Origin of the sequence: Sulfitobacter sp. W027, assembly GCF_025143985.1 — a bacterium.
In the GTDB taxonomy this organism is placed as follows: Bacteria; Pseudomonadota; Alphaproteobacteria; order Rhodobacterales; family Rhodobacteraceae; genus Sulfitobacter.
The window spans coordinates 2,370,690-2,395,937 of record NZ_CP083564.1 but is presented as its reverse complement, the minus strand read 5'-3'; the positions used below and the strand labels follow the sequence as shown (position 1 = coordinate 2,395,937).

25 protein-coding genes are annotated in these 25,248 nt (G+C 60.9%); 11 read left to right on the top strand and 14 right to left on the bottom strand.

From position 1 onward, the window contains the following. Positions 1 to 7 precede the first annotated feature (7 nt). The 4 genes from K3759_RS11750 to trmB all read right to left on the bottom strand — a co-directional run bounded on the left by K3759_RS11750 (position 8) and on the right by trmB (position 3,300). Positions 8 to 643 carry a d(CMP) kinase gene (locus tag K3759_RS11750; RefSeq protein ID WP_259982014.1) on the bottom strand — a complete coding sequence of 212 codons (636 nt, stop codon included), beginning with the start codon at positions 641 to 643 and terminating at the stop codon, positions 8 to 10. After that, positions 640 to 1,143: a hypothetical protein gene (locus tag K3759_RS11745; protein ID WP_259982012.1), complete on the bottom strand. Its 504-nt coding sequence runs from the start codon at positions 1,141 to 1,143 to the stop codon at positions 640 to 642. The genes K3759_RS11750 and K3759_RS11745 overlap by 4 nt, the downstream gene beginning before the upstream one ends. Further along, positions 1,140 to 2,492: a 3-phosphoshikimate 1-carboxyvinyltransferase gene (gene aroA / locus K3759_RS11740; RefSeq protein ID WP_259982010.1), complete on the bottom strand. Its 1,353-nt coding sequence runs from the start codon at positions 2,490 to 2,492 to the stop codon at positions 1,140 to 1,142. Before aroA ends, K3759_RS11745 begins: the two co-directional genes overlap by 4 nt. A gap of 106 nt (positions 2,493 to 2,598) precedes the next feature. After that, positions 2,599 to 3,300, bottom strand: a complete 702-nt coding sequence (gene trmB, locus K3759_RS11735) for a tRNA (guanosine(46)-N7)-methyltransferase TrmB (RefSeq protein ID WP_259982008.1) — start codon at positions 3,298 to 3,300, stop codon at positions 2,599 to 2,601. Positions 3,301 to 3,430: 130 nt separating this feature from the next. Here trmB and K3759_RS11730 point away from each other — a divergent pair, with 130 nt between their 5' ends. The 5 genes from K3759_RS11730 to K3759_RS11710 all read left to right on the top strand — a co-directional run bounded on the left by K3759_RS11730 (position 3,431) and on the right by K3759_RS11710 (position 8,028). Then, positions 3,431 to 4,192 carry a response regulator gene (locus K3759_RS11730; protein ID WP_259982007.1) on the top strand — a complete coding sequence of 254 codons (762 nt, stop codon included), beginning with the start codon at positions 3,431 to 3,433 and terminating at the stop codon, positions 4,190 to 4,192. A gap of 594 nt (positions 4,193 to 4,786) precedes the next feature. Beyond that, complete coding sequence (rpsA, locus tag K3759_RS11725) at positions 4,787 to 6,451, top strand: 30S ribosomal protein S1 (RefSeq protein WP_259985629.1); 1,665 nt, start codon at positions 4,787 to 4,789, stop codon at positions 6,449 to 6,451. A gap of 285 nt (positions 6,452 to 6,736) precedes the next feature. Continuing rightward, complete coding sequence (gene ihfB, locus K3759_RS11720) at positions 6,737 to 7,021, top strand: integration host factor subunit beta (protein WP_067626061.1); 285 nt, start codon at positions 6,737 to 6,739, stop codon at positions 7,019 to 7,021. Next, positions 7,021 to 7,371 carry a lipopolysaccharide assembly protein LapA domain-containing protein gene (locus tag K3759_RS11715; protein ID WP_259982006.1) on the top strand — a complete coding sequence of 117 codons (351 nt, stop codon included), beginning with the start codon at positions 7,021 to 7,023 and terminating at the stop codon, positions 7,369 to 7,371. The genes ihfB and K3759_RS11715 overlap by 1 nt, the downstream gene beginning before the upstream one ends. A gap of 9 nt (positions 7,372 to 7,380) precedes the next feature. Then, entirely contained in the window at positions 7,381 to 8,028 is a 648-nt protein-coding gene (locus K3759_RS11710) for a phosphoribosylanthranilate isomerase (RefSeq protein ID WP_259982004.1), read from the top strand. 78 nt (positions 8,029 to 8,106) lie between these two features. Here K3759_RS11710 and K3759_RS11705 read toward each other — a convergent pair whose 3' ends face one another. The 5 genes from K3759_RS11705 to K3759_RS11685 form a co-directional block, all read right to left on the bottom strand. After that, positions 8,107 to 9,603: a phosphomannomutase/phosphoglucomutase gene (locus K3759_RS11705; RefSeq protein WP_259982001.1), complete on the bottom strand. Its 1,497-nt coding sequence runs from the start codon at positions 9,601 to 9,603 to the stop codon at positions 8,107 to 8,109. A gap of 27 nt (positions 9,604 to 9,630) precedes the next feature. Further along, on the bottom strand, positions 9,631 to 10,464 hold the full coding sequence (kdsA, locus tag K3759_RS11700) for a 3-deoxy-8-phosphooctulonate synthase (RefSeq protein WP_259982000.1): 834 nt from the start codon (positions 10,462 to 10,464) through the stop codon (positions 9,631 to 9,633). After that, a complete protein-coding gene (locus K3759_RS11695) occupies positions 10,461 to 12,197 on the bottom strand; it encodes a capsule biosynthesis protein (RefSeq protein WP_259981999.1) in 1,737 nt (578 codons plus the stop codon). Before K3759_RS11695 ends, kdsA begins: the two co-directional genes overlap by 4 nt. Beyond that, a complete protein-coding gene (locus tag K3759_RS11690) occupies positions 12,175 to 12,834 on the bottom strand; it encodes an ABC transporter ATP-binding protein (protein ID WP_259981997.1) in 660 nt (219 codons plus the stop codon). Before K3759_RS11690 ends, K3759_RS11695 begins: the two co-directional genes overlap by 23 nt. Before the next feature lie 223 nt (positions 12,835 to 13,057). Further along, a complete protein-coding gene (locus K3759_RS11685; RefSeq protein WP_259985628.1) occupies positions 13,058 to 13,651 on the bottom strand; it encodes an acyl-homoserine-lactone synthase in 594 nt (197 codons plus the stop codon). Positions 13,652 to 14,076: 425 nt separating this feature from the next. Here K3759_RS11685 and K3759_RS11680 point away from each other — a divergent pair, with 425 nt between their 5' ends. Next, positions 14,077 to 15,552 carry a cell wall metabolism sensor histidine kinase WalK gene (locus K3759_RS11680; RefSeq protein ID WP_259981996.1) on the top strand — a complete coding sequence of 492 codons (1,476 nt, stop codon included), beginning with the start codon at positions 14,077 to 14,079 and terminating at the stop codon, positions 15,550 to 15,552. A 23-nt stretch (positions 15,553 to 15,575) separates the two neighbouring features. On the opposite strand, the gene K3759_RS11675 is transcribed toward K3759_RS11680, so the two are convergent. Genes K3759_RS11675 through K3759_RS11665 form a run of 3 tightly spaced genes read right to left on the bottom strand, consistent with a single transcriptional unit; the run spans position 15,576 to position 17,849 of the window. Beyond that, the gene (locus tag K3759_RS11675) at positions 15,576 to 16,484 is read right to left on the bottom strand and encodes a cation diffusion facilitator family transporter (RefSeq protein ID WP_259981995.1); all 909 of its coding nucleotides are present in this window, start codon (positions 16,482 to 16,484) and stop codon (positions 15,576 to 15,578) included. Then, positions 16,484 to 17,515 carry a permease gene (locus K3759_RS11670; RefSeq protein WP_259981994.1) on the bottom strand — a complete coding sequence of 344 codons (1,032 nt, stop codon included), beginning with the start codon at positions 17,513 to 17,515 and terminating at the stop codon, positions 16,484 to 16,486. The genes K3759_RS11675 and K3759_RS11670 overlap by 1 nt, the downstream gene beginning before the upstream one ends. Next, a complete protein-coding gene (locus tag K3759_RS11665) occupies positions 17,508 to 17,849 on the bottom strand; it encodes a helix-turn-helix transcriptional regulator (protein WP_259981992.1) in 342 nt (113 codons plus the stop codon). Before K3759_RS11665 ends, K3759_RS11670 begins: the two co-directional genes overlap by 8 nt. A 110-nt stretch (positions 17,850 to 17,959) precedes the next feature. Here K3759_RS11665 and K3759_RS11660 point away from each other — a divergent pair, with 110 nt between their 5' ends. Both K3759_RS11660 and K3759_RS11655 read left to right on the top strand, forming a co-directional pair. Beyond that, positions 17,960 to 18,559, top strand: coding sequence for a uracil-DNA glycosylase family protein (locus tag K3759_RS11660; protein ID WP_259981990.1), 600 nt, complete (start codon positions 17,960 to 17,962; stop codon positions 18,557 to 18,559). Between the two features lie 16 nt (positions 18,560 to 18,575). Beyond that, positions 18,576 to 19,358: an SseB family protein gene (locus K3759_RS11655; RefSeq protein ID WP_259985627.1), complete on the top strand. Its 783-nt coding sequence runs from the start codon at positions 18,576 to 18,578 to the stop codon at positions 19,356 to 19,358. A 76-nt stretch (positions 19,359 to 19,434) separates the two neighbouring features. Here the strand turns inward: K3759_RS11655 and K3759_RS11650 are convergent, their stop codons facing one another. Beyond that, positions 19,435 to 20,037 (bottom strand): GcrA family cell cycle regulator, encoded by a 603-nt coding sequence (locus tag K3759_RS11650; RefSeq protein WP_259981989.1) that lies wholly within the window; start codon positions 20,035 to 20,037, stop codon positions 19,435 to 19,437. Positions 20,038 to 20,400: 363 nt separating this feature from the next. On the opposite strand from K3759_RS11650, the gene K3759_RS11645 reads away from it, so the two are divergent. From K3759_RS11645 to K3759_RS11635, 3 genes are all read left to right on the top strand, one after another. After that, entirely contained in the window at positions 20,401 to 21,576 is a 1,176-nt protein-coding gene (locus K3759_RS11645; protein WP_259981987.1) for an aspartate aminotransferase family protein, read from the top strand. Between the two features lie 72 nt (positions 21,577 to 21,648). Beyond that, on the top strand, positions 21,649 to 22,554 hold the full coding sequence (argF, locus tag K3759_RS11640; protein WP_259981986.1) for an ornithine carbamoyltransferase: 906 nt from the start codon (positions 21,649 to 21,651) through the stop codon (positions 22,552 to 22,554). Then, positions 22,551 to 23,585: a 2-dehydropantoate 2-reductase gene (locus K3759_RS11635; protein WP_259981983.1), complete on the top strand. Its 1,035-nt coding sequence runs from the start codon at positions 22,551 to 22,553 to the stop codon at positions 23,583 to 23,585. The genes argF and K3759_RS11635 overlap by 4 nt, the downstream gene beginning before the upstream one ends. 19 nt (positions 23,586 to 23,604) lie before the next feature. Here K3759_RS11635 and K3759_RS11630 read toward each other — a convergent pair whose 3' ends face one another. Continuing rightward, a complete protein-coding gene (locus K3759_RS11630) occupies positions 23,605 to 25,086 on the bottom strand; it encodes an inorganic phosphate transporter (RefSeq protein ID WP_259981982.1) in 1,482 nt (493 codons plus the stop codon). Between the last annotated feature and the right edge of the window lie 162 nt (positions 25,087 to 25,248).

Sequence of the window (25,248 nt, the reverse complement as noted above, 5' to 3'; positions counted from 1 at the left end):
GCGGCATTTACCCCCGGTCGGCCAACTTGGCCTCGACCAAAGCCACTGCAGCGGCTACCGCATCTTCAATCGCCATTTCAGTCGTGTCGATCTGCTTGGCATCCGCTGCGGGTTTCAGTGGTGCTTGGTCGCGGCTCATGTCGCGCAGGTCGCGCTGTTTGACGTCTTCCAAGACGGTTTCATAAGAGATCTCAATTCCCTTGCTCGAAAGCTCGGCAAAGCGGCGCTCTGCGCGCACTTCGGGGCTAGCGGTGATGAAAAGTTTCACCGGCGCATCGGGGCAGATCACTGTGCCGATGTCGCGACCGTCCAGCACCGCACCGCCCGCGCGGGCGGCAAAGCTGCGTTGGAACCGCACGAGGGCGGCGCGCACCGCTGGGATCACGGCCACTTTGCTGGCTTCCTGCGCCACGTCCGGATTGCGCAGGCTGGGGTCTTCGAGATCGACAGGGGCGAGCGTCTGTGCGGCCTTTTCGGGGTCCATCCCCGTGAGGGTTTTCGCAGCCACCGCGCGGTACAAAAGCCCGGTGTCGAGATGCGCAAATCCGAAATGCGCTGCGACGGCCTTGGCGACCGTGCCTTTGCCCGCTGCCGCAGGGCCGTCGATGGCCACGGTCATGCCGCCATTTGTACTCTTCGTCATTGCACATTCCTTTCGTTGCGCGCCCGCAGGCCAAGTAACAGGGCTGCTCCGAAACAGGCGGCCAGTATTGTCCACTTTACCTGCGTAAACAGGCTGGCGGTCGCAACCGCTTGTTCAGTCAACCGTTCTGGCCCCAGTTCAACCAGCCGCGCGATCAGCATATTCTCGGTGTAATCCGCCCCGAGGTAGAGTGCGACAGCTAGCGTCAGCGCCAGCCGAAGCCCGCCTGCACACCAGCGCCGAAACCACAGCAGCAATGCCAGCGCCAGAAGCGCGGGGAAGGCCGTGTCAGCCAGTCGAAACTGGCCGAGGTAAAGTGCGGTTTGGCGCGGCCTGAGAGCGGCGAGATAGGCGCGTGCCTCGGCCAGATCATAGCCCCAAAGCCGCCCGTCCAAGACCCCCATGCCCGCCGCGCGCAACTGGGTTTCGGCAAAGCCCGCAAGGGCGGCAAAGGCCAACGCGGAACAAAAGCTGAGCCAAATGAGCCTTTCCCCTGTCACGCAGGCAGCCGTTCGACCTGTGCCCCCAAAGACGCCATTAGAGGCTCGAAAATCGGGAAAGACGTGGCGATGGGGCCGCCGTCATCCACCTTCACCGGCTGTTGCGCGACCATGCCGAGGATCAAGAACGACATGGCGATGCGGTGGTCGAGATGGCTTTGGCAGGTCGCACCCCCGGGGATATTGCCGTGGCCCAACCCTTTGACGATCCACCAATCCGGCCCGTCTTCGACCTCGACCCCATTGGCGCGCAGCCCGCTGGCCATGGCCTCGATCCGGTCGCTTTCCTTGACCCGCAATTCCTTGACGCCGCGCATCAAGGTGTCGCCCGTCGCACAGGCCGCCACGACCGAGAGCACGGGGTATTCGTCGATCATGCTTGCCGCGCGCGCGGGCGGAACTTCGATGCCATAAAGATTGGGGGAGAATTTCGCGCGCAGGTCAGCCACAGGCTCGCCGCCCTCGGTCCGCTCGTTTTCGTAGGTCAGATCCGCGCCCATCTCGCGCAGGGTTGTGAACAGCCCCGCCCGCGTGGGGTTCAGCCCGATGCCGGGGACAAGTACGTCCGATCCGGGGACGATCAGCGCCGCGCAAACGGGGAAGGCGGCAGAGGAGGGGTCGCGCGGCACGTCGATATGTTGCGGTTTCAACTCGGGCTGGCCGGTCAGGGTGATGACGCGGCCTTCGTCCGTTTCTTCGACCGTGATCTCGGCACCGAAGCCTGCCAGCATCCGCTCGGTATGATCGCGGGTGGCTTCGGCCTCGATCACCACGGTTTTGCCGGGGGCATTCAGCCCGGCTAGTAGCACGGCGGATTTAACCTGTGCGGAAGGGACCGGGACAGTATAGCGCACCGGCACAGGCTCAGCCGCGCCCACAAGGGTCATCGGCAAGCGGCCCCCGGCGCGGCCTACAGATTGCGTGCCAAATAACGCCAACGGGTCGGTTACCCGCGCCATCGGGCGGCTGTTGAGGCTGGCGTCGCCGGTGAAGGTGACCGAGATCGGAGAGGTGGCCATGGCCCCCATCAGCAGGCGCACGCCGGTACCGGAATTGCCGCAATCGATCACATTATCCGGCTCAGCAAAGCCGCCGACGCCAACGCCGTGCACGGAATAAGAGCCGCCGCCGTGGTCAATCACCTCGGCCCCGAAAGCCCGCATCGCCTTGGCGGTGTCGAGCACGTCTTGCCCTTCCAAAAGCCCGGTGATCGTGGTCTCGCCCACGGCCATGGCGCCAAGGATCAGGCTGCGGTGTGAGATCGACTTGTCGCCGGGCACCTCGGCGGTGCCGCTAAGCGGCCCGCAGGCGCGCGATAACATGGGAATGGGGCTGCCGTGACTGGACATGAGGTACCTCTAATCTGCTTGAGGCCCCTATTATCGCAGGCCGGCGGCAGCGTCCATCGCCGCGCGTGCAATGGATTGTAATCAGGGTGGTATCAGGCGTTCGGACTCAGCGTTTGCGGAAGGTCAGGTAATGCGGGGTGCGCCCCTCGCGCAGTGCTTTCTGCTCATAGCGGGTCGAAATCCAATCGTCCCACGGCGCGCGCCAGTCGTCCGGCCCTTCGGCCAGCCAGTCAAACCCGTGTTGTGGCACCTGTTCGAGGGTCTGGCGGACGTAGTCTTCGATATCGGTCGCCACGCGGAAGATCGCGCCGGGTTTCAACACGCGGGCCAGTGGCTCCAGATGCTCGGGCGTGACAAAGCGGCGGCGGTGGTGGCGGGTTTTTGGCCAAGGGTCGGGGTAGAGCAGGAACGCCCGGTCGATGGAGGCTTCGGGCAGCACATCGAACATATCGCGCACGTCACCGGGGTGGATCGCGAGGTTATCCACGCCCGCCCGCCGGATTTTCCCCAGCAACATGGCGACGCCGTTGATGTAGGGCTCGCAGCCGATGATGCCCACGTCGGGGTTCTGCCCCGCCTGATGCACCAAATGCTCACCACCGCCAAAGCCGATTTCGAGCCAGACCTTACGCCCGCCAAACAGCGTTTCGAGGTCCAGCGGTGTACGGTCGGGATTGCTCTCCCAATCAACGGCCCCCGGCGACAGCGCGTCGAGGTCTTCGTCGATATAGGTCTTTTGCGACTTCTTGAGGGATTTGCCTTTGAGGCGGCCATAGAAGTTGCGGCGGGGGCGTTCTGTTTCACTCATGGCGGCTCATGTAGCGGCCCCGCCGCGTCACCGCAACATTCCTCTGCAGGAGCGGCGGCGATTAGGTGGGGGTTAATCATTTGTTAGGCTCCATGCGCCTAGATGTCGGGGCAATGCAGGGGGACGGCTGATGAGCGTGGCAAGGCAAGAGACCGGCGCGAGCGATGCGGCAGACGGCAGGGCTGCGCCGGGCACTGCGGTGCGTATCCTGATCGTGGACGATCAGCGTTTTGACCGGATGCGGATCAAACGGCTTTGCGGTGGGCTCGACTTTCCCATCCGGATGTTTGAGGCAGAGAGCCTCGCCGCGCTCGCTCAGCAGTTGGATGAGGGGGCATTTGACCTGATCCTGTTGGATTACAACCTTCCCGATGGGGACGGGCTGCGTGGGCTGCAGATGATCCGGACCCATTCGCAGAACGGCGCCGTGGCAACCGTGATGGTCACCGGGACGGATCAAACCGATGTAGCAATCGAAGCGCTGCGAGGCGGGTGTAGTGATTACATCGCCAAGGATGAGCTTTCGCAAAGCACTTTGCGGCGCTCGGCCTTTAACGCCTTGCAAAAGACGGCGCTGCAACTTGGCATTACCACGCAGGAGCAGAAACGCTCTGAGGTTCAAAGTGTCCTGCGGCGGTTTTCCGAGGAATGCGCGCAGGAGATCAAGCCTATGGTTGGTGACTTAATGCGGGACTTACGCGCACTCGATCGGTCGAACCCGGCACTGGTGGCGGAAGAACTGGCCAAGGTCGACTATACTTTCTTGCGCCTGTGGGAGTTTGTCGAGGATCTGGCCAGCTTCCAAGGCAGCGAACTTGCCGAAGGCGATCTCGCTGATTTGCCCAAGCCGACACCGGGTCTGGGTGCCGGATGGGGCGGGTCGGTCGGCTGAAGTACAGGAGGTTCCGCGGCGGTCATGGGGGAAGTGTTTGCGCACTCTCGGGCGGCGCGGAGCAGGTTTGGTCGCACGTCGGTAGATGGCAGTCCCGTCTATTCGGTCAGGCGATCGGGTGAGGGCAGGGGGGGGCTGCGGCTGTCATGAGAGCTGTTCCCTCAAGGCGTCGTGGAGCGCGCTTGGTGACAAGCCGGGTGGAGCGTACCCTGTCAGTCTTGCCCGCTTCCGTGAACCGTTCCACGCACCCTCTATTTTCACCACATCCCGCATCAGTCGCAGCCAGCAGACCTCTGCATATCACCCGCCATACGCACGCATAGCCCTTGCAGGAGCGATAAAATTAGCCTATACGCGCCCTGTCTAAGGGGCGGTTACAGCTTCGGGCGCGATATAACGGGCAGGGTCGGTACCAACCGGCCCTCTTTTGTTTGCGTTCGGCTGCGGGTTCACCGCTGTGCCTTTGCTTCGGAGTTTCTCCGGCGCTTTCTGCACAGTGCCACCACGACGACCAATTGCAACTCCAGACCGGCGGAGACAACCGCACGGCCAGAAACATTTGATAAGGATACGAAAAGCTACATGACTAAAGCAATGGACGAATTCGAAGCGCTTCTGAACGAAAGCTTCGAAATGGACACGCCCCAAGAGGGCACAGTCGTCAAAGGCAAGGTGATCGCTGTCGAAGCGGGCCAAGCCATCATCGACGTCGGCTACAAAATGGAAGGCCGCGTTGAGCTCAAAGAATTTGCTGATCCCGGCGAATCCCCCAAAATCGAAGTTGGCGACGAAGTCGAAGTTTTCCTTCGCCAAGTCGAAAACGCGCGTGGCGAAGCTGTCATCAGCCGCGAAATGGCCCGCCGTGAGGAAGCCTGGGATCGTCTGGAAAAAGCCTATGCCGCAGAAGAGCGTGTCGAAGGCGCGATCTTTGGCCGTGTCAAAGGTGGCTTCACCGTCGACCTCGGCGGCGCAGTTGCGTTCCTGCCCGGCAGCCAAGTCGACGTCCGCCCCGTGCGCGACGCGGGCCCGCTCATGGGTCTCAAGCAGCCGTTCCAGATCCTCAAGATGGACCGCCGTCGTGGCAACATCGTGGTTTCGCGCCGTGCGATCCTCGAAGAGTCCCGCGCCGAACAGCGTGCCGAAGTCATTGGCAACCTGACCGAAGGTCAGACCGTCGATGGTGTGGTCAAGAACATCACCGAATACGGTGCGTTTGTTGACCTTGGCGGCGTTGACGGCCTCTTGCACGTCACCGACATGGCATGGCGTCGGGTCAACCACCCGTCCGAGATCTTGGCGATTGGCGAGACCATCAAGGTTCAGGTCATCAAGATCAACAAAGAGACCCACCGCATCAGCCTCGGCATGAAGCAGCTGCAGGAAGATCCGTGGGATCTGGTTGGCGCCAAGTACCCGCTCGAGTCGGTGCACACTGGCCGCGTGACCAACATCACCGACTACGGCGCGTTCGTCGAGCTGGAGCCGGGTGTCGAAGGTCTCGTTCACGTGTCCGAGATGTCTTGGACCAAAAAGAACGTGCACCCCGGCAAGATCGTGTCCACTTCGCAAGAAGTTGAAGTCATGGTGCTGGAAATCGACGGTGCCAAGCGCCGTGTTTCCCTTGGTCTCAAGCAGACCATGCGCAACCCATGGGAAGTGTTCGCTGAAACACACCCCGAGGGCACCGAAGTCGAGGGCGAAGTCAAGAACATCACCGAATTCGGTCTGTTCGTTGGCCTGCCGGGCGACATCGACGGCATGGTTCACCTCTCCGACCTCAGCTGGGACCAGCGCGGCGAAGAGGCGATCCAGGACTACCGCAAAGGTGACGTGGTTCAGGCCGTTGTCTCCGAAGTCGACGTTGAGAAAGAGCGTATCTCGCTCTCGATCAAGAACGTCGGCGGTGACAAGTTCGCTGAAGCGGTTGGCGGCGTGAAGCGCGGCTCGATCGTGACTGTGAACGTGACCTCCATCGAAGAAGGTGGCATCGAAGTCGAATACGAAGGCATGAAGAGCTTCATCCGTCGTTCCGACCTCAGCCGTGACCGTGCCGAACAGCGCCCTGAGCGTTTCTCGGTCGGTGACAAGGTCGACGTGCGCATCACCAATGTCGATGCCAAGGCACACCGTCTGGGCGTTTCGATCAAGGCGCGTGAGATCGCAGAAGAGAAAGAGGCGGTACAGCAGTACGGTTCCTCCGACTCCGGCGCGAGCTTGGGCGACATCCTTGGTGCGGCGCTGAAGGGCGACGACGAGTAAGCACATTCCACGTTGAATGTGTCACGTTAACGAAGGCCCCGCATTGCAACATGCGGGGCCTTTTGCTGTTCTCGGGGGCCGCTCGAATCGGGGCGGTGTCTTGAGGCGAAGGAGCCATTGCCTTGCGCCTTAAGGCTTTTCTGGGAGGGCAGCGGCGGAAAAAAGCCGATAAAACAGGGGTTTCGCTGCGAAAAATCTATCGCAGCGCAATCGGAACACCTTCCCGAGTGGAGCGTTATTTCCTATAGTCGCGTAAGACATCAATAAATTCTCGGGGGACGTGCCATGATCCGGTCGGAACTGATCCAGAAGATCGCTGACGACAATCCGCATCTTTATCAGCGTGATGTTGAGCGGATCGTAAACACCGTCTTCGATGAGATCACGGGCGCCATGTCGCGCGGTGATCGTGTCGAACTGCGCGGTTTCGGCGCGTTCTCAGTGAAAAAGCGCGATGCCCGGGTGGGCCGTAATCCACGCACCGGTGAGACAGTGAATGTCGAAGAAAAACATGTGCCCTTCTTTAAGACTGGCAAGCTGCTGCGCGACCGCCTGAACGGGAAAAGCTGATGCGTTATATCCGTTACGCCTGCATCGCGCTCTTCGCGGTGGCGCTGGTTTCTGTTGCCTTGGCAAACCGCAATATCGTAACGCTCCAGGTGCTTCCGACCGAAATCTCAGGGTGGTTCGCGGTAAACCCATCGGTGCAACTGCCGCTCTTTATCGTGATCCTTGGTGGGATCATCGTGGGCCTGCTGGTTGGCTTCGTTTGGGAATGGATCCGCGAGCATGGTCACCGCGCCGAACTGGCCCGTCAGGCCCGCGAGCGGCGCCGGTTGGAGCGGGAAGTCATCCGCCTCAAGGCAGAGAAGCATCAGGGCAAAGACGAGGTTCTGGCGCTGCTGGACGAAGCAGGCTAATCCCCTCATATGCCTGAGAATATCAATGTTAAAATCTGCGGTTTGACCGACCCCGCCGATGTGCCTGCGGCCCTTTTGGCCGGGGCGCGTACGTTGGGGTTCGTCTTTTTCGAGAAGTCGCCTCGGGATCTATCGCTGGAGGCGGCAGCGCATATGACAGAGGCGGTGCCGGATGGCATCTGCAAAGTTGCGCTGACCGTTAATGCGGATGATGCGGCGCTGGATACGTTGCTCGCAGCCGTACCCTTTCTCGACATGCTACAGCTTCACGGCAGCGAAAGCCCGGCCCGGGTGGCTGAGGTGAAGGCCCGCTATGGTTTGCCGGTGATGAAAGCCATTGGCGTTGCCGATCGGGACGACTTGGCCGCGCTGAACGACTATGTGACCGTGGCAGATCAGCTTCTAGTAGACGCCAAACCGCCTAAGGACGCAGTGCTGCCGGGCGGGAACGGGCTGGCCTTCGACTGGCGGCTGATCGCGGGTCGACGCTGGCCGAAGCCTTGGATGCTCGCAGGCGGCTTGAACGCGGACAATGTCGGAGAGGCGATTGCCCTCACCGGAGCGCGGCAGGTCGATGTTTCGTCAGGCGTGGAAAGCGCGCCGGGCGTGAAGGATCCGCAGCGGATGCGCGCCTTTTGCGAAGCGGCGTTGAAGTAACTCCTCCCCGCTCTCAACGAAAAAAGGCCCGGTGGCATTGCCCCGGACCTTTGTCTTTTTTGTCCTAGAATGGTGCGATCAGATAGACTGATCGTAATCGCCCACGCCCGGCTCGGTCCGGATCACGGCATCGATATCGGCGAAGATGGCGCGCATTTCAGCTTCAGAGTCGGGGCTTTCGCAGACGACCACCAAGTTAGGCGTGTTCGAAGAGGCCCGCACGAGGCCCCAGCCGCCATTGTCGAGCATAACCCGCGCACCGTTTACCGTAATCACCTCGGCGATCGCGCGCCCGCCGATTTTGTCTCCGGCCTCTGCCTTGGCGACCAGTTTTTGAACCAGACGATCAAGGATGTCGTATTTTTCGGTGTCCGAGGCATAGGGCGACATGGTGGGTGTGGCCCAGGTCTGGGGCAGGGCGCGGCGCAGGTCGGACATGGACATGTCGGGGTTGCGGTCCATCAGCTTGCAGATTTCCACCGCGACGCGCATGCCGCAGTCATAGCCGCGACCAATCGGCTCGGCGAGGAAGTAGTGGCCGGATTTCTCAAAGCCCGCCAGCGCGCCCAATTCTTTGACGCGGCGTTTCATGTGGCTGTGGCCTGTTTTCCAGTAGTCGGCTTTGGCCCCATGCTTTTGCAACTCAGGGTCAGAGGCGAAGAGGCCGGTCGATTTCACATCCGCGACGAAGGTGCTGTTAGGGTAGAGCTTCACCAGATCGCGGGCCATGATGACGCCCATCTTGTCCGCGAAGATCTCTTCGCCCTCATCGTCCACCACGCCGCAACGGTCGCCGTCACCGTCAAAGCCTAGCGCGAAATCAGCGCCAGAGGCCCGGACGCTGTCGGCCATGTCGTGCAGCATCTCCATGGCTTCAGGGTTCGGGTTGTAATGGGGGAAGGTGTAATCGAGCGTGTTGTGGCTATCGACGACTTCGACGCCCAGACGGCGGAACAGCTCGGGTGCGAAGGCCGAGGCGGTGCCGTTGCCAGTAGCGCAGACGACCTTCAGCTTGCGGGACATTTTGAAGTCTCCCACGAGGTCGTCAAGATAGGCCTCACGCACGCCGTCAACGAACTCATAGGCACCACCCGGACGCCGCTCTCCGCGGCCATTCAGCACGATGTCGCGCAGCTCGGCCATCTCATCTGGGCCATGGGTCAGGGGGCGCTCAAAACCCATCTTAACGCCGGTCCAGCCGTTCGGGTTATGGCTGGCGGTGACCATCGCAACGGCGGGCGCATTGAGATGGAATTGCGCGAAATAGGCCATGGGCGACAGGGCGGGGCCGATGTCTTTGACCGTGATCCCGGCCTGCATCAGCCCCAGCATCAGCGCGTTTTTGATCGACAGAGAATAGTCGCGATAATCATTACCCACGGCGATGACCGGCTCAATCCCGCGCGCGTGCATCTGCGTGCCCAACCCAAGGCCAAGTGCGGTGATGCCGGGCAGGTTAATGTCGTCGGGGTATTTCCAACGCGCGTCGTACTCCCGGAAACCTGTCGGAGTGATCATCGCATCACGGAGAAATTCCCAAGTGTTTGGGGTCACGGTGGAGGCCGGTTTGCTCACGTCAAATACTCGCTTTTTGGGATAAATTTAGAAAGTCAGCGGATGGCTTTTTGCCAGCGCATCAAATTGCATCAGCAGGTTGATCAGCCCCGGCATCTGGTCGAGGTAGATCATATTCGGCCCATCACTGGGCGCGGTGTCGGGGTCTTCATGCGTCTCCATAAAGATCGCGGCGACGCCGATGGAGGCTGCTGCACGGGCCATGACCGGGGCAAACTCGCGCTGGCCGCCTGAGGATCCACCCTTGCCGCCGGGTTGGGCGACTGAATGGGTTGCGTCCATGACCACCGGGTAGCCGGTCTGGGCCATCTGTGGCAGGCTGCGCATGTCGGCCACCAATGTGTTATAGCCGAATGTCGTGCCCCGCTCGGTCAGTAGGATGTTCTTGTTGCCGGTGCTTTCGATCTTGTCGACGATGTTCTGCATTTCCCAAGGGGCAAGGAACTGACCCTTTTTGACGTTGACGGCCTTGCCTGTTTCGCCCGCGGCCAGCAGGATGTCGGTTTGACGGCAGAGGAAGGCGGGGATTTGCAGCACATCGACCACTTTCCCGGCCTGCGCGCATTGCGCCTCGTTGTGCACATCCGTTAGCACTGGCACGTCATTGGCACGGGCCACAGATTGCAACACCTGAAGACCTTTTTCGATGCCCAAACCGCGCTTGCCCGAGAGGGAAGTGCGGTTGGCCTTGTCGTAGCTGGCTTTGAAGATGAACTGCGCGCCAGCCGCGTCACAGGCTTCCTTCAGCACGCCCGCGATCATCTGCGCGTGATCTTCGCTCTCTAACTGGCAGGGGCCAGCGATCACGGTGAGAGGGCGGTCGTTGCCGACTGTCAGATTTCCGATGCGCAGCTGGGTCATGAAGTTACCTGTTCTCTTAGAATGGACGCCGTCAGGGACAGCATCAGGTAGATGCCTGCAAAGATAAGGAAAGCCAATATCGTGTTTTCGAACTTGCGGGGGTAGGTGGCCTCATCCGGGGCCACGGGATTGACCGCCACAGTGAGGTAGCGGACCTGCCGCCCGGCCTCGGTTCGGGCTTGATCCATTGCGGTTTGCGCGCTTTGCAGCACCATGTCAGCGGCGGCCAAATCGGCCTGTGCAAGCTGCGCTGTGACCGCCTGCTGCGCCAGCGAGTTTTCGCCTTCATTGGCAGCGGTCATCCGCTCGCGCAGCTTGGTCAGCTGTTCGCGCAGCCGGCGCACGTCGCCCCGCGCGCCGTCGACCTTGGCTTGGTTCGGGCGTTGGTTGTCGAGCAGGGCGGCGAGTTCGAGTTCCTTCTCAATCAGCAGTGTTTCGTAATTGGTAATCTGAGTGCGGATCGAAGCGATCATCGCCTCGGGGTCGACGTTGTTGTCAACCTGCAGCTTGATCAAAGCCTCCTGTGCCGCGCGGCGGTTCGCCAGAGCGGTTTCATAGCCTTCACGCGCGTCACGCATGCCGTCTTCGCGCTTTTGCTTACTCAGGTCGTTGACCCGTTCCTCGGCATAGGTGAGCAGGCGTTTCGAAAATTCTTCCGAGATCTCCGGATCGGCGGCGATAACCTCCATCCGGATCACGCCTTCGGTTGGGTCATATCCGATTTTGACGTTTTTCTTGTAGGCTTTATAGGCCTCTTCGTTGGTCGGATTTTCGGTCAGGCGTTGGATCGGGTCAATCTCAGGGTCCGCAAAATGCGTGCGGAAACCGGCATCTTCATCAAGGCGTAGCATGGCATCCTTGGATTGCAGATAGGCCTGTGTGGCAATGCTGTCGGCGCTATTGGCGAATTGCGTGGGCAGCAGCCCGCCAAAGGGGCTGGAACCGCCGCCGCCTTCGTTCTGAATGATCAGGAACTGGCTGTCGGTGGCATACATCGGCGTGGCGATCTTGTAAAAGTAATAGCCCGCCGCAAAGGTCGGCAGCATGACGAAGAACGCCAACCGGACCAGCAGCATGGCCGCTTTGCGGCGGCGGCGGCGGGTGATGTCGCGCTGAATGTCGGAGATCTCGCGCTGGCGGCGCTCGGCGGGGCTGACATCGGTCGAGGGCAGGCCGCGAGGGTTGCGCGGGGTGGTCTGCGGCAGTTGCACCTTTGGGCCACCGGGCTCTCCACGGGTGGCGGGCAAACCGCTGCCGCCCTGATCGCCTGACTGCGGCACCACGAGTTCCAGCATGTTTGACCGTTGAAACGGGTCGATCCCCTTTGCGCGCAAAAGCCGCACTGCATCGAAGTCCGAAGTGGGCGCCAGCCCATGTTTTTGCGCCACCCGGCGCGCCATGCGCAATTGGCGACCTGTCAGCCCTTCGCGGCGGATCGCGTCGATGTCCTGCTCGGCGGAAACTTCATTGGCAGAAGACACTTCACCACTGCGCGCGCTCTCAGCATTGGGGGTCTTGCCGCTGCGCGCGGCATGTTCCAAGGCTTCCTTGCTGTGGGAAGGTTCCACCTGCGTCGCATCGGCCACAGCGCGCAGCTTGGCCGTTCTCTCGGCTTTTTCGGCCTCACGCGGGGCTGCCTGCGCTTTCGCAGTGCTACTCGGCAAAGCGCTGGAGGCCGAAGGCGGCGGCGCCTTGCGGATGCGGAATTTTCTAGCCTTGGGTTTCGTAGTCATAGAGCTGTTTCGCTTCTTCCAAGGTGTCGAACATATGTAACTTACCATCCAAAAGGACAGCGGCGGAGCGGGCGAACTTTTCGAGCGTATGGGCCTGATGCGAAACGATGATAATCGTCGTGGTCCGCAGCCGTTCTTTCAGAATATCGCCCGCCTTGCGGTTAAACTCCACGTCTGTCGTGCCCGGCATGCCTTCGTCAATCAGATAGATATCAAAATCCAGCGCCAACATCAGCGCGAAAGAGAACCGCGCCCGCATCCCGGCAGAATAAGTGCCAATCGGTTGATCGAAGTATTCTCCCAGACCACAAAGCCAACGGCAGAAGCTTTCGACGTAGTCCGGGTCCAACCCATAGAGCCGCGCGATATAGCGCGCGTTCTCCATAGCCGAGACCTTGTTGACCACGCCGCCCATAAAGCCCAATGGAAACGAGATGTTACAGCCGCGCCTGATCTCGCCCTCATCGGGTTTTTCAAGTCCGGCCATCATGTTGATCAGCGTCGTCTTGCCCGTCCCATTGGGGGCCAGAACGCCCAAAGAGTGGCCAAGTTCCACGCGAAAAGACACCCGGTCAAGAATGACCTTGTGCTGGGATCCCGTCCAAAAAGATTTGGACACATTTTCAAATTCCAGCATTCCCTGCTCCGGTTTCGCTGAGCGCGGCCTCTCGGCGCCTCTTGTATCAGAGGTATCTTAACCGTCTATTCACCGAATTTGACCACAATATGTCGAAATACAGGCAAAGCCCGCTGAGAAATATGGTTTGGGATAGGCTGCGGGCGCTTGAGATGCGGCCCAAGCAGGCCCTTGGAACGGGGGCCATAAGGGGCAAGCCCAGCTTGCGTCACCGCGCAGGAAGTTAGTGCAACGTGTGAGTGCTTTCGGTCGGGGCCATCTCTCCGATGTAGCTGACGTTCATCAAGGCGGCCTGCGTGCGGTCGCCGTCAATGCTTTGCACCGGTCCCACGGGCACGGCGCTCATCAGGCCAAGCCGTGTCATCCAGCGGCTAAAGGTGGCAGGCACGATGCCCAGAACGTGGCTCGCGCCCATGGCGTAGGCGGCACCGGCCATTTGGTTCATAAGCATACGCTGCACGGCTATGCGGCGCTGAGCAGGGACGGCGTTGGTGAGGAACAGGCGGGTGGCTTCCCAAATGTCACCGCGCACGGGTGCTTTGAAAAATAGCACGTCTTGCGGGATGTCGGGGAGCATACCCAGCTGCGCATCGCGCAGCATGTAGCTGTATTGCGCGCAGGTCGAGGTGGTGGGCATCAAGCGCACGCCGCCCATGACCTCGCCATACTCATGCAGGACGATCCAGCGGGCGCGGGGGGTGTCGTATTGATCGAACTCCATCCCATCAACCTGAGGGAGATCCCATTGCTTGTCATCAATGAAGATTCGCCGCCGGGCCCGTAAGAAATTTACGAATAATTCACCGTGCTGATGCATGTTCAAAAACGACAAAGTTGTGGCACGCATGTAGGGATTGGCCCGGGCGAGGGCCTCTGGGCTGTAAGGATCCGGTTCAGCGGCCTTTGGACCAAGGAGTTTGCGCGGAAAACGGTTATTCTTAATTTCTAATGCTTTAGCGTCCTGTGGTGTCAGTTCGGGGAGAACATCCTGCCAAGATTTACCGCTAAAGTTCCGTCCTTGCAGACTCATATCGGGCCTCAAAAATCGCTGTAAAAATACCTCTTGTCAGCAGGCTAACCTCCAGTTGCATGAAATGGCCACACTTATGTCCCATTTCCGTGTGTAGAATGGACGATGATCGCGTCTAACATGTGCTTCGATGCCGAAATGCAACATGTGAGGGCGTTCCACAGCGGCAGAACGCCGGGATTCGAGCAGCCGACCGAAGAAAAACGAGAGCGATGTCGCAGGAAAACGTAACATACGGGCCGACACATATGCCGCATCTGGCAGACGCCACTAAGGTGCAGCAGATGCGCGACTACTCCCAAGTCGGCGTCAGCCTGTTTTGGCAGCGGCAAATGATCTTTGCGGCGGCGATATGCCTGTCAGCTTTTTACTATGAGCTTTGGCTGTCGATCACGACCCTGATCCTGATCGCGATTTCTGAAGCCTTTGACTACCTTCTCTTCTTACGCATCACCCGTTGGCGCGGGCGCAGCCCCCGTTTGGCGCGGTTGTTCATGAACCGGATCTATATCGGGACAGTGCTCAGCGCCGGGGTGATCAGCTATTTCGCGCTTGGGATTGCGCTTCAGCAGGGGGCAACGACGCATTTCCTGCCGCTGTTCTTCCTCTTCGCGGCAGCGCTTTTCGCTTCGATGAACAACCATCACATTCTGCCGGTGCTGATGCTGCGGTTGGCAATCTATGGCGCGACCTTCCTGTTCATCCCGATCTGGGACATCGTACGCACCGGGGCCAGCATTGAATCCGAACTTTGGACCCAGTTGTTTACCGTTGTTTTCGTGCTCTACTTTATCGTCGATTGCTCGCGCATCTTCATGAAGATGTACCGCACCAACCTAAGGCAGTTAGAAGAACTGAAGGCCGAGCATGAGAAAACCAAGATCGCTTTCAAGGTAAAGACCGAGTTCGTCTCGACCATCAGTCACGAGCTGCGCACCCCGATGACATCGATCAAAGGGTCGCTTGATATGGCCTGCGCCGGGGTTTTGGGCGAAATGACCCCTCAGATGGAGAAGGTTCTGAAGATAGCACAGCGCAATTCGGCGCGGCTGACGTCGATCATCAATGAAATCCTCGACCTGCAAAAATTCGAGGCAGGTAAGGTGAGCTTCGACATCGAACCGCTTGAGGTGCAGACGATTATCGAAGACGCGATTGAGCTTAATCAATCCTTTGCGAGCAACCTCGGCGTGACGCTGCGCTATGCGAGGCCCTCGGATGCGGCGGGCATTGCCACGGATGAAAAGCGCCTGCAGCAGGTGATGTCCAACCTTCTGTCCAACGCGGCCAAATTCTCGCCCGCGGGGTCAACGGTGAAGGTCACCTCCGTCAAACATGATGACAAGGTGCGGATCAGCGTGATCGACGAGGGGATCGGCCTTGCGGAATCCGAACGGGAGAAGGTCTTTGACGAATTCTCGCAGATCGACTCGTCTGACCAGCGCGCCGTGGGTGGCACCGGTCTGGGCATGAACATCTCCAAGCGGATCATCGAAGCCTTGGGCGGTCAGATCGACTACTTCAAAAACGCGGGCCCCGGCACGACGTTTTATATCGATATGCCGTTGGGCAATGGGTCCGGGCGCGAGTTGGCGCATGGGATACATGTCAAAGATATGGTCAACGGGGATGGGCCGATTGGCGATGAAGAGCCCCAGAAACCCTCCGGGGATCGGGCCGCAGCCTAGGTTCGCGGCGGCCCGGCCCGTCATTAGTGCCCGATGACCTTCGCTTCCGCGCAGAACTGCTGTGCGTTTTCCATTTCCAGCGTGCTGTGGTGCAGGTGGTAGCGTTCTGCCAGCACCGCTTTGATCTGGTCCCGGGTCTCGGCAGGCGGAGCTTGAGTTTCTGCCGTCAGCACCACATGGGCATCCACCGCCGCGGCATGTTCATCCATCATCCAAAGATGAAGATGGTGAACAGAGGCGACGCCGGGAATGTCTTTGATCGTAGCGATCACCGCATGGGCATCGATGTCGGGCGGGCTGCCCAGCATCAGGATACGCACAACGCCCGGCATTTCGGTGAAGGATTGCCAGAGGATATAGCCCGCGATGAGCAGCGTCGCCGCCGGATCGACCCAATGCCAGCCAAAGAGAATCACGGCGCTGCCCGCCACGATCACGGCGACTGAGCCGAGCGCATCCGCCAGATTGTGCAAAAAGGCGGCCCGGATGTTCACGCTGGACTTCGACAGGCGGTAGGTCAGCGCCGCCGTGCCCAGATCGACCAGCAGCGCGATACCTGCGACGATAACAATAATCCACCCGGCGACGGGGGAGGGATCATAGAACCGCAGCACGGCTTCATAGACAAGATAGAGGCCGATCACGATCAGGGTCGTGTAATTGACCAATGCGGCCACCGCCTCGATCCTGCCATAGCCAAAGGTCATTTGCGCATCCGCCGGGCGGCGAGCGATCTTGCGCGCAGCAAAGGCGATGATCAGCGCGACGGCATCGCTGAAATTATGCAGGGCATCAGCAATGAGCGACAGGCTGCCCGCCACGATCCCGCCGATGACTTGGGCCACCGTCAGGATGATGTTGATCCCCACGGCGGCGGCGACCTTGCCGTCGCCGCTTTCGGGATCAACGTGGTGATGATGTCCGTGCCCCATTATGCCATCCATTGCCAAGCCATGCCCGCGAAGATGGCACCAACAAAGGCAAAACCGAGATAGGCCGCAAAAATATGCGGTTTGACCAGCGCCCAGACAGCGATGGCCGCCGGGATGCAGCTTACTCCGCCTGCGATGACAAAGGACATGGCCGCGCCTTGGGTCATGCCTTGGGCCAGCAGCGCGTCGATCAGTGGCACGGCGGCATAGCCGTTGAGATAGGCCGGCGCCCCCACCAAAGCGCCGAGGATGATCGGCATGACTCCGGTGCCTCCCAAGACGTTGGCGATCCATTCTGCGGGTACATAGGTCAGCATGAGGGCTTCGACCACATAGGCGAGGGTCAGCCATTTCACGAGGAACAGCGCATTGGTCAACGCTGTATCATTAAAACTCGCGCGGCGCTCGGGCTCTTGCCAAAATTTCCAGACCGGCGCGCCGGAAAAGGGTTTGGCCGACGAACAGCAGCTTCCTTTCGCGGGCTGGGCGCGCAGCGGATCGTTAAAAAGCGGGGTCCGCGATAGAGCCAATACGGTAAAGCCACCGAACATGCCGACGCCAAGTGCTGCGATGGTTTTCGCCACGGCGAAATCAAAGCCGAGCGTGCCAGAGGTAATCGCGAACATCGCCGGGTCCATCAGCGGGGAGGCCAGCCAAAAGGCCATGACCGCACCCAGCGGGGCCCCGACAGCGAGAAGGGCGGCAATAAAGGGGATCACTTCGCAGCTGCAAAAGGGAGACAGCCCGCCAAGTGCTGCTGCCATGACAACCATCCGTGCGGGGTTCCCCTCAAAGGCGCGGGCGAGCAGGCTCTCGGCGCCGCTGGCTTTCAGGTAGGCCACGGCCAGCACCGCGAAGGCGATAAAAGGGGCCGTGCCCAAAAGGGCTTCGGCGGCGAAGATGACGGTCGGCACGGCTTGCGGCGGATCCAACAGGGCAATGAGGGCCAAAATGGCCAGTGTGATGCCCCATGCGCTTTTGAAAAACGCCAATCGGTGTAGGGCGGGGAGGGATTGCGTAGTGTCAGCCATGGTCATGCTCCGTACATTCGTTGATCGCGTCCGCGCAGCATTCGGTGAGCAGAAAATTCGCCAGCGCCCGGACTTCTTCATAGGCGACGGCGGCGCAGATCGTGCTGCGGCCTTGTTTTTCCTGTTTCACCAGTCCGGCAGAGGCCAAAAGTTTCAAATGGTGCGTCAGGGTTGAGCCTGTGACGCCAGTGCGTTCGCCCAGCGTGCCGATGCTTAACCCCGCTGATCCGGCGCGCACCAGCGTGCGCAGCACCAACAGGCGTTGTTCTGATCCAAGCGCGGCAAAGCTGCTGGCGGCGAGGGTGAGGGCGGGGGTTGCAGATTCTTGTTTCATGATTCTAGAAATATCGAAATGTTAGCCCAATGCAAGATTTATTTCGATAGATGTTGAAGTGACCTGAGGCGCCCCCTTTATCTTTCGGCCCTTTTGCCTATCTCCTGCTTATGAAGGATATCCGAGATGATCTAGCGGCCTGCCGCCTTTGTGCCGAGCGGTTTGCCGTGACGGCGACACAGCATCGCCCGCGGCCCATTGTCTGGTTCAAACCCGGCGCGCGGCTGCTGATCGCCAGCCAAGCGCCTGGCAAACGCGTGCATGAGGCGGGCAAGCCGTTTTGGGACATGTCCGGCACCCGTCTGCGCGACTGGCTGGGGTTGGATGAGGCCACATTCTACGACCGCAGCCGGGTGGCGATCGTGCCGATGGGGTTTTGTTTTCCGGGCTATGACACCAAGGGCAGTGACCTGCCGCCGCCGCGCATTTGTGCGCAGACTTGGCGCGAACCGGTGTTGGAGATGCTGCCGGATTTGCGGCTTACGGTGTTGATCGGGGCCTATGCGATGAAATATCACCTGCCCGGATTTCGCAATGTGACCGAGGCCGTGGCGGGCTGGCGCGATCATCCGCAGGGGGTCTTTGCCTTGCCTCATCCGTCTTGGCGCAATACCGGATGGTTGAACAAGAATCCCTGGTTCGCGGAAGAGGTCCTCCCCCGTCTGCGCGCCGCCGTGTCCGAGGTGATGAATGACCGAGCCCCAAACTGACCCCAAGACAGCCCGGCTGATTGAGCCGACCCCGCTGGACCAAGCCCATGCCGCGATGATGGCCGCCCCCGAAGACGACGCCGCCCGCCTGCGCTTTTACGAGCGTATCGCGGATGTTGAGCTTTTCATGCTGTTGGAGGATGAGCCGCAGGGCGATCAGATCAGCCCGGTGTTGTTTGAAGAGAGCTATGTCATGGTCTTCGACCGCGCCGCGCGGCTTTCGGCCCATGTGGGGGAGGCGTCCCCGTATGTGGCGCTTTCAGGCCGGGCGATTGCCGCGATGTTGGAAGGGCAGCCCTTGGGCATGGCGGTGAACATCGGTGTGGCCCCGTCGGAAATCCTGTTGCCTGCCGAGGCGATGGACTGGCTGCGCAGCACCTTGGCCCATGCGCCGGGCGAGGTGGAGGCAAGCATCGACCGGGTGTTCCCGCCTCAGGGCCTGCCCGATACGCTGATCGCCGCGATTGATGCAAAATTGGCGACGGCCACCGGCATGGCGGCAGGCGCGTTCCTTGTGGGGGTCGAATATACCGGCGGCGGGCGCGGGCATCTTCTGGCCTTCGTCGGGGCGATCCCCCGCGCGCAGGATGCGCTTGTGCGGGCGGCGTCCGAGGCGTTGACCTTTTCGGGCATTGAGGCAGGCGCGATGGACGTAGGCTTTTTCGGCCCCAATGATGCGGTGGTGGAGAAACTTGCCCGCGTCGGTCTGCGCTTTGACCTGCCTCAGATGGAGCCCTTGCAGAATACGCCGCGTATGGCACCGGGGAGCGATCCGGCGAAACCGCCGAAACTGCGTTGATCTTTTCACTGGGCAAAGAAAAAGGCGGGCGGGGTTTTCACACCCACCCGCCTTTTCTCATTTCAAGAAGCCGGTCTTAGCGGCGGCGGTCGCGCCGCGCGCTCATCGGCTGGAACGCTACGCCGACATGGGCTTCGCAATAGGGTTTGCCCTGCTGCACGGGCAGACCACAGAACCAGAAATCATCTGTCGCCGGGTCACCCACGGGCCATTTGCAGGTCCGCTCGGTCAGTTCCATCAGGCCGATCTTCTTAGCCTTTTTTTCGACTTCGCTGACTTTGGCCAGCGCTTCGGGGCTGATCTCATTGGCCGAAGGCTGCGGCGGCAGTGGCTGGCCTGCGGGGATGATCTGCTTACGCGCGGGCAGGTTGGGCTTGGGCGCCGGGGCTGCGGCGGGCTCTTCTGCTTCGGGGGCAACCTCAGGCTCAGGCGCGGCTTTGGCAGCGGGCTTTGGCTTGGCCTCGGCCTTGGGGGCCGCAGGCTTGGCCTTAGGCTCCGGCTTGGCCGTTGCAGCAGCAGCGGGCGCACCGGCAGTGCGGTTCGACAGGCCCAGACGGTGCACCTTGCCGATCACGGCGTTGCGCGTCACCCCGCCCAGTTCTTTCGCGATCTGGCTGGCGGACTGGCCTTCGCCCCACATCTTTTTCAGTGTTTCTACGCGCTCATCAGTCCAGGACATACGGGGTTCCCCAGTTAAAAAGCGGCCCCATAGCCCGGACCGCTTTGTCAGTGTATCGGCCCCCATTTTATCTTCTGGGGCCGCAGGTGCAAGCGCCGATCCCGAAAGCGGGCGGCGCGCTGCGATTGGGGCTTTACGTGGGGGATGAAGGGCGGCTATGCAAGGGCCATGATCAAATGTGCCACATATTCCATCCGACGACGCTTCGTTCGATAAGCCCGCAGCCCTTCAGGGGGCGGCGTGATGGCCTGATCTGGCAGCAAGCATGCTGCACCCTTTCAAAAACAACCAAATCCCATTGACCCTGCGCTAACCCCATGCCCTTTTACCGGCGTGACATGGCCCTCTTTCAAGGACAAACAGATGATCGCTTCCGTTCTGCCGACCTATAACCGCGCCCCTTTGACCTTTGTCAAAGGCGAAGGCACTTGGCTGATCGAAGCGGATGGGCGACGTTTTCTCGACCTTGGGGCGGGGATCGCAGTGAACGCGCTTGGTCATGCGCATCCGGCGCTTGTTAAGGCGCTGACTGATCAGGCGCAGGCGCTCTGGCATACGTCCAACCTCTACCATATCCCGCAGCAAGAGGCGCTGGCGGATCGGTTGGTTGCTGAAACCTTTGCCGACACGGCGTTTTTCTGTAACTCGGGCACCGAGGCTTGCGAGTTGGCCGTGAAGATGGCGCGCAAGTATTTCTATGACGCGGGCCAACCTGAGCGGGTTGAAATCATCACCTTTAGCGGCTCGTTCCACGGACGCTCCTCTGCTGGGATCGCGGCGGCGGGGTCTGAGAAGATGACCAAGGGTTTCGGCCCGTTGCTGCCGGGTTTCGTGCATCTTGACCTAGGCGATAGCGAAGCACTGAATGCCGCTATCACCGACAAGACCGCCGCCATCATGGTCGAGCCGGTGCAGGGCGAGGGCGGTATCCGCGCTGTGCCTGACGCGGAATTGCAGCAGATGCGCGCGCTTTGTGATCAGCACGGGCTGCTTTTGATCTTTGACGAGGTGCAATGCGGCGTAGGCCGGACCGGACGGCTCTTTGCCCATGAATGGGCCGGGGTGACGCCCGATATCATGATGGTCGCCAAGGGCATTGGCGGGGGCTTCCCGCTGGGTGCTGTGTTGGCGACTGAGAAAGCCGCTTCAGGCATGACCGCAGGCACCCACGGATCGACCTATGGCGGCAACCCGCTGGGCTGCGCCGTGGGCTGTGCGGTGCTGGATGTGGTGGCGGATGATGCGTTTTTGGCCGAAGTGAACCGCAAGGCCAGGCTGATGCGTCAGCGCCTTGAGGGGTTGGTGGCGGAGCATCCCGAGGTCTTTGAAGAGGTGCGCGGCACGGGGCTGATGCTGGGGCTGAAGTGTAAGGTGGTGAACGCAGATGTGGTCGCTGCGGGCTATGCCAATGCGCTGATCACCGTGCCCGCCGCCGACAACGTAATCCGCCTGTTGCCGCCGCTGACCATTTCCGACGATGAGATTGCCGAGGCCGTGACCCGCCTTGACGCCATCGCGCGTGATCTCACCCCGGCCTAAGCGCCATTCGCCTAAAATATTCCTCGGGCATCGGGGCAAATGCTCCCGTTACCCGCAAGACAGAGACGACAGATGAACCATTTTCTTGATATCCACCAAACTGACCCCGCTGATTTGCGGCAGATCATCGACAATGCAGCCGCCATGAAAGCCGCGCGCAATGGCCGTCCGCGTGGTGCGCCGGATGAAGAACAGCCGCTAAAGGACCATATGGTCGCGCTGATTTTCGAAAAGCCGTCGACCCGGACGCGCGTGTCCTTTGACGTGGGCGTGCGGCAGATGGGCGGGCAGACAATGGTGCTCTCGGGAGCCGACATGCAGCTTGGCCATGGCGAGACCATCGCCGACACCGCCCGCGTGCTGTCACGTTATGTAGATATGATCATGATCCGCACTTTCGAAGAGCAGACCCTGCTGGAAATGGCCGAATACGCCACCGTGCCGGTGATCAACGGGCTGACCAACCGCACGCACCCCTGTCAGATCATGGCGGACATTCAGACTTTCGAGGAACATCGTGGCCCGATCAAGGGGCGCAAGGTGGTCTGGTCAGGCGACGGCAACAACGTCTTCGCGAGCTTTGCCCATGCGGCCAAACAGTTCGACTTCGAGCTGGTCTTTACCGGGCCGCAGACGCTGGACCCGGAAGCGGCGCTTGATGGCCTTTATACGATCGAGCGCGACCCACAGAAGGCTGTGGAGGGCGCCGATCTGGTGGTCACTGACACTTGGGTCAGCATGCATGATCCGCAATCGGCCCGCGAGCGGCGTCACAACCAGCTGCGCGGCTATCAGGTGAATGACGCGCTGATGTCGTTGGCCAAGCCTGACGCGCTCTTTATGCACTGCCTGCCCGCGCACCGCGATGATGAGGCGACAAGCTCGGTCATGGACGGGCCGCATTCGGTGATCTTTGACGAGGCCGAAAACCGTCTGCATGCACAGAAAGCCGTCATGCGCTGGTGTCTGGGCGCATGAGCGACGGCCCCCGCATCGTTGTCGCGGGCGCGGGGGCGATCGGCTGTTTCATCGGCGGGCTGCTGGCCGGGGCGGGGCATTCCGTGACCCTGCTGGCCCGACCCCGCATTCAGGCCGAAATCCGCACCCATGGGCTGACCCTGACGGACTTTGGCGGGATGGCCCGCAACCTGTCGCCGGATGATCTGACCCTCGCGAGTGATGAGACCTGCCTACGCGATGCCGATATCGTGCTGGTCACGGTCAAATCGCGCGATACCGAAAACATGGCCCGGCTTATCGCCCGCCACACGGCACAGGGCGTGCAGGTCATTAGCCTGCAAAACGGCATGGGCAACCGCGCGATCCTCGCCCAGCACCTGCCGCAGCATGATCTGCGGGCGGGGTTGGTGACTTTCAACGTCGTGGCGATGGGGCAGGGGTGCTACCACAGGGCAAGCTCGGGCGATCTGGTGATCGAAAGCGGGCCGGCTGATCTGGCGGCGCGGCTCTCGCTCCCCGAGCTGAAGATGACAGAACACGCGGATATCACGGCCCTGCAGTGGGGCAAGTTCCTGATGAACCTCAACAACGCGCTGAATGCGCTGAGCGGATTGCCGTTGCAGGCCCAGTTACAGGATCGGGCATGGCGGCGGCTGATGGCCGATCAATGGGCCGAGGCGCACGCCATTTTGCGGGCAGAGAAGATCCGCCCCGCCATGACCACGCCAATCCCGGCGCGTCTGGTTCCGGTGCTGTTGCGCCTGCCGACACCGCTGTTCACACGCATCGCCTCGGCCATGTTGCAGATTGATCCGCAGGCGCGCACCTCCATGGCGCAAGACCTTGCCGCACGCCGCCCGACCGAGATCGACGCGCTGCAGGGCGAGGTGCAGCGGCGCGGGCAGGCGCTTGGCCGGGCGACGCCAGTGACGGATATGGTGCTGCGGGTGTTGGGCTGGGCTGAGCTTGCGGGCGAAGGGCTGCCGCATTTGCCGGTCACCGCCCTGCGGGCCGAGATGGCAGCAGGGCAGGACCAGCGGAAAGGGTGAGGCGCAGGCGTGCCTGACCTTAGTTCACGAGGGTATTCAAGATCCAAAAGACGATGCCAGACAGCAGCGCCGCTGCAGGCACGGTAATCACCCACGCGGCGACGATGGTCATGAAATGCGACCGGCGCACCAGCTTGCGGCGACGGCGCTCTTCCTTGGCGATGCGTTTCACTTCGTTGGTTTGGCCGCCGATACGGCGCAAGCGCCGTTCCATATGCCATTCACGGTAGAACCCCACGCCAAAGACCCCGCCCACGGCGATATGCGTCGAGGAGACGGGTAGGCCCAGCCAGCTTGCCACGATCACGGTGATCGCCGCCGAAAGCGCCACACAATAGGCGCGCATCGGGTTCAGTTTGGTGATCTGGCTGCCGACCATACGGATCAGTTTCGGCCCGAACAGGAACAGACCAAAGGAGATGCCGAAGGCCCCGATGATCATCACCCATGTCGGGATGCTGACCTTATCCTCAAAGCCGCCGAACTCTGTCGCATGGACGATCGCCGCCAGCGGGCCAACCGCATTGGCCACGTCATTAGCACCATGGGCAAAGCTGAGAAGCGCTGCCGAGAGCACCAGCGGTAGACCGAAGAGCGTTTTGACCGAGCGGTTGCGGTTCTCCATCCCTTCCGAGGCACGGCGGATCAGCGGCGCGGAGATGGCATAGACCACCAAACCCGTCACAAGGCCGATGATCAGCGCCATCGGCATGTCGATGCTGACGATTTTCTTCAAACCCTTCAGCGCCAGATAGGCGGCAAAGACCCCTGCCATTATGCCCACCAGTACCGGCACCCATGTACGCGCAGCGGCGATCTTGTCGTCTTGATAAAGGATGCGCGCCTTGATGAAGGCCAAGAACATCGCCGCCACGGCACCACCCAGCACGGGCGAAATCACCCAGCTTGCGGCGATCATGCTCATGGAACTCCAGTTCACCGCGCTGAGGCCTGCGGCTGCGATGCCCGCGCCCATCACGCCGCCCACGACCGAATGCGTGGTCGACACCGGCGCGCCGACCCATGTGGCAAGGTTCACCCAAAGCGCGGAAGAGATCAGCGCGGCCATCATCGCCCAAATGAAGACCCGCGTGTCGGCCACACTGGCTGGATCAATGATCCCTTTAGAGATGGTCGAGACGACATCCCCTCCCGCCAAGAGCGCCCCCGCGGACTCGCAAAGGGCGGCGATCACGATCGCGCCGCCCATGGTCAGGGCATTGGCACCTACGGCGGGGCCCATATTGTTAGCCACGTCATTCGCGCCGATGTTCACCGCCATATAAGCGCCAAAGACCGCCGCGGCGATGACGACAAAGCTTGAGGGTTGATGCCCGAAGAAAACCGCCGCGACTGCGCCTGCCACCACGATAAAGGCGAGCGCGATGCCCGGCGCCACAAGGGGGCGGGCGACATAGGTCGCGGCCAGTTCAACTTGCGAAATACGGTTGAGGTCTTTGTCCAGTGTCTTCCACTGGCTGCCCTGCGGTTCCGTTGCCATTCCTAGATGATCTCCCAAAGATCCTTACATTCAGCGGGGGGTGACATAAGGCCATCAAGGAGGCAAGTCACCCTGTCACAAAATTGTAACATGCTGGATATGGGAGAATCTGCGAGCGGCAGGGAAGTAAATGGGCACCGAACAGCGGTCCGGTGCCAAATC

What these genes read in the sequence shown, in the direction of transcription:
- K3759_RS11645 (WP_259981987.1), top strand. Translation starts at nt 20,401, where the DNA reads ATGATCGCTTCCGTTCTGCCGACCTATAACCGCGCCCCTTTGACCTTT.
- argF (WP_259981986.1), top strand. Translation starts at nt 21,649, where the DNA reads ATGAACCATTTTCTTGATATCCACCAAACTGACCCCGCTGATTTGCGG.
- K3759_RS11675 (WP_259981995.1), bottom strand. Translation starts at nt 16,484, where the DNA reads ATGGGGCACGGACATCATCACCACGTTGATCCCGAAAGCGGCGACGGC.
- K3759_RS11695 (WP_259981999.1), bottom strand. Translation starts at nt 12,197, where the DNA reads ATGACTACGAAACCCAAGGCTAGAAAATTCCGCATCCGCAAGGCGCCG.
- K3759_RS11660 (WP_259981990.1), top strand. Translation starts at nt 17,960, where the DNA reads ATGAAGGATATCCGAGATGATCTAGCGGCCTGCCGCCTTTGTGCCGAG.
- K3759_RS11650 (WP_259981989.1), bottom strand. Translation starts at nt 20,037, where the DNA reads ATGTCCTGGACTGATGAGCGCGTAGAAACACTGAAAAAGATGTGGGGC.
- K3759_RS11630 (WP_259981982.1), bottom strand. Translation starts at nt 25,086, where the DNA reads ATGGCAACGGAACCGCAGGGCAGCCAGTGGAAGACACTGGACAAAGAC.
- K3759_RS11665 (WP_259981992.1), bottom strand. Translation starts at nt 17,849, where the DNA reads ATGAAACAAGAATCTGCAACCCCCGCCCTCACCCTCGCCGCCAGCAGC.
- K3759_RS11730 (WP_259982007.1), top strand. Translation starts at nt 3,431, where the DNA reads ATGAGCGTGGCAAGGCAAGAGACCGGCGCGAGCGATGCGGCAGACGGC.
- aroA (WP_259982010.1), bottom strand. Translation starts at nt 2,492, where the DNA reads ATGTCCAGTCACGGCAGCCCCATTCCCATGTTATCGCGCGCCTGCGGG.
- K3759_RS11715 (WP_259982006.1), top strand. Translation starts at nt 7,021, where the DNA reads ATGCGTTATATCCGTTACGCCTGCATCGCGCTCTTCGCGGTGGCGCTG.
- K3759_RS11685 (WP_259985628.1), bottom strand. Translation starts at nt 13,651, where the DNA reads ATGCATCAGCACGGTGAATTATTCGTAAATTTCTTACGGGCCCGGCGG.
- K3759_RS11680 (WP_259981996.1), top strand. Translation starts at nt 14,077, where the DNA reads ATGTCGCAGGAAAACGTAACATACGGGCCGACACATATGCCGCATCTG.
- K3759_RS11690 (WP_259981997.1), bottom strand. Translation starts at nt 12,834, where the DNA reads ATGCTGGAATTTGAAAATGTGTCCAAATCTTTTTGGACGGGATCCCAG.
- K3759_RS11635 (WP_259981983.1), top strand. Translation starts at nt 22,551, where the DNA reads ATGAGCGACGGCCCCCGCATCGTTGTCGCGGGCGCGGGGGCGATCGGC.
- trmB (WP_259982008.1), bottom strand. Translation starts at nt 3,300, where the DNA reads ATGAGTGAAACAGAACGCCCCCGCCGCAACTTCTATGGCCGCCTCAAA.
- K3759_RS11670 (WP_259981994.1), bottom strand. Translation starts at nt 17,515, where the DNA reads ATGGCTGACACTACGCAATCCCTCCCCGCCCTACACCGATTGGCGTTT.
- K3759_RS11750 (WP_259982014.1), bottom strand. Translation starts at nt 643, where the DNA reads ATGACGAAGAGTACAAATGGCGGCATGACCGTGGCCATCGACGGCCCT.
- rpsA (WP_259985629.1), top strand. Translation starts at nt 4,787, where the DNA reads ATGGACGAATTCGAAGCGCTTCTGAACGAAAGCTTCGAAATGGACACG.
- K3759_RS11710 (WP_259982004.1), top strand. Translation starts at nt 7,381, where the DNA reads ATGCCTGAGAATATCAATGTTAAAATCTGCGGTTTGACCGACCCCGCC.
- kdsA (WP_259982000.1), bottom strand. Translation starts at nt 10,464, where the DNA reads ATGACCCAGCTGCGCATCGGAAATCTGACAGTCGGCAACGACCGCCCT.
- ihfB (WP_067626061.1), top strand. Translation starts at nt 6,737, where the DNA reads ATGATCCGGTCGGAACTGATCCAGAAGATCGCTGACGACAATCCGCAT.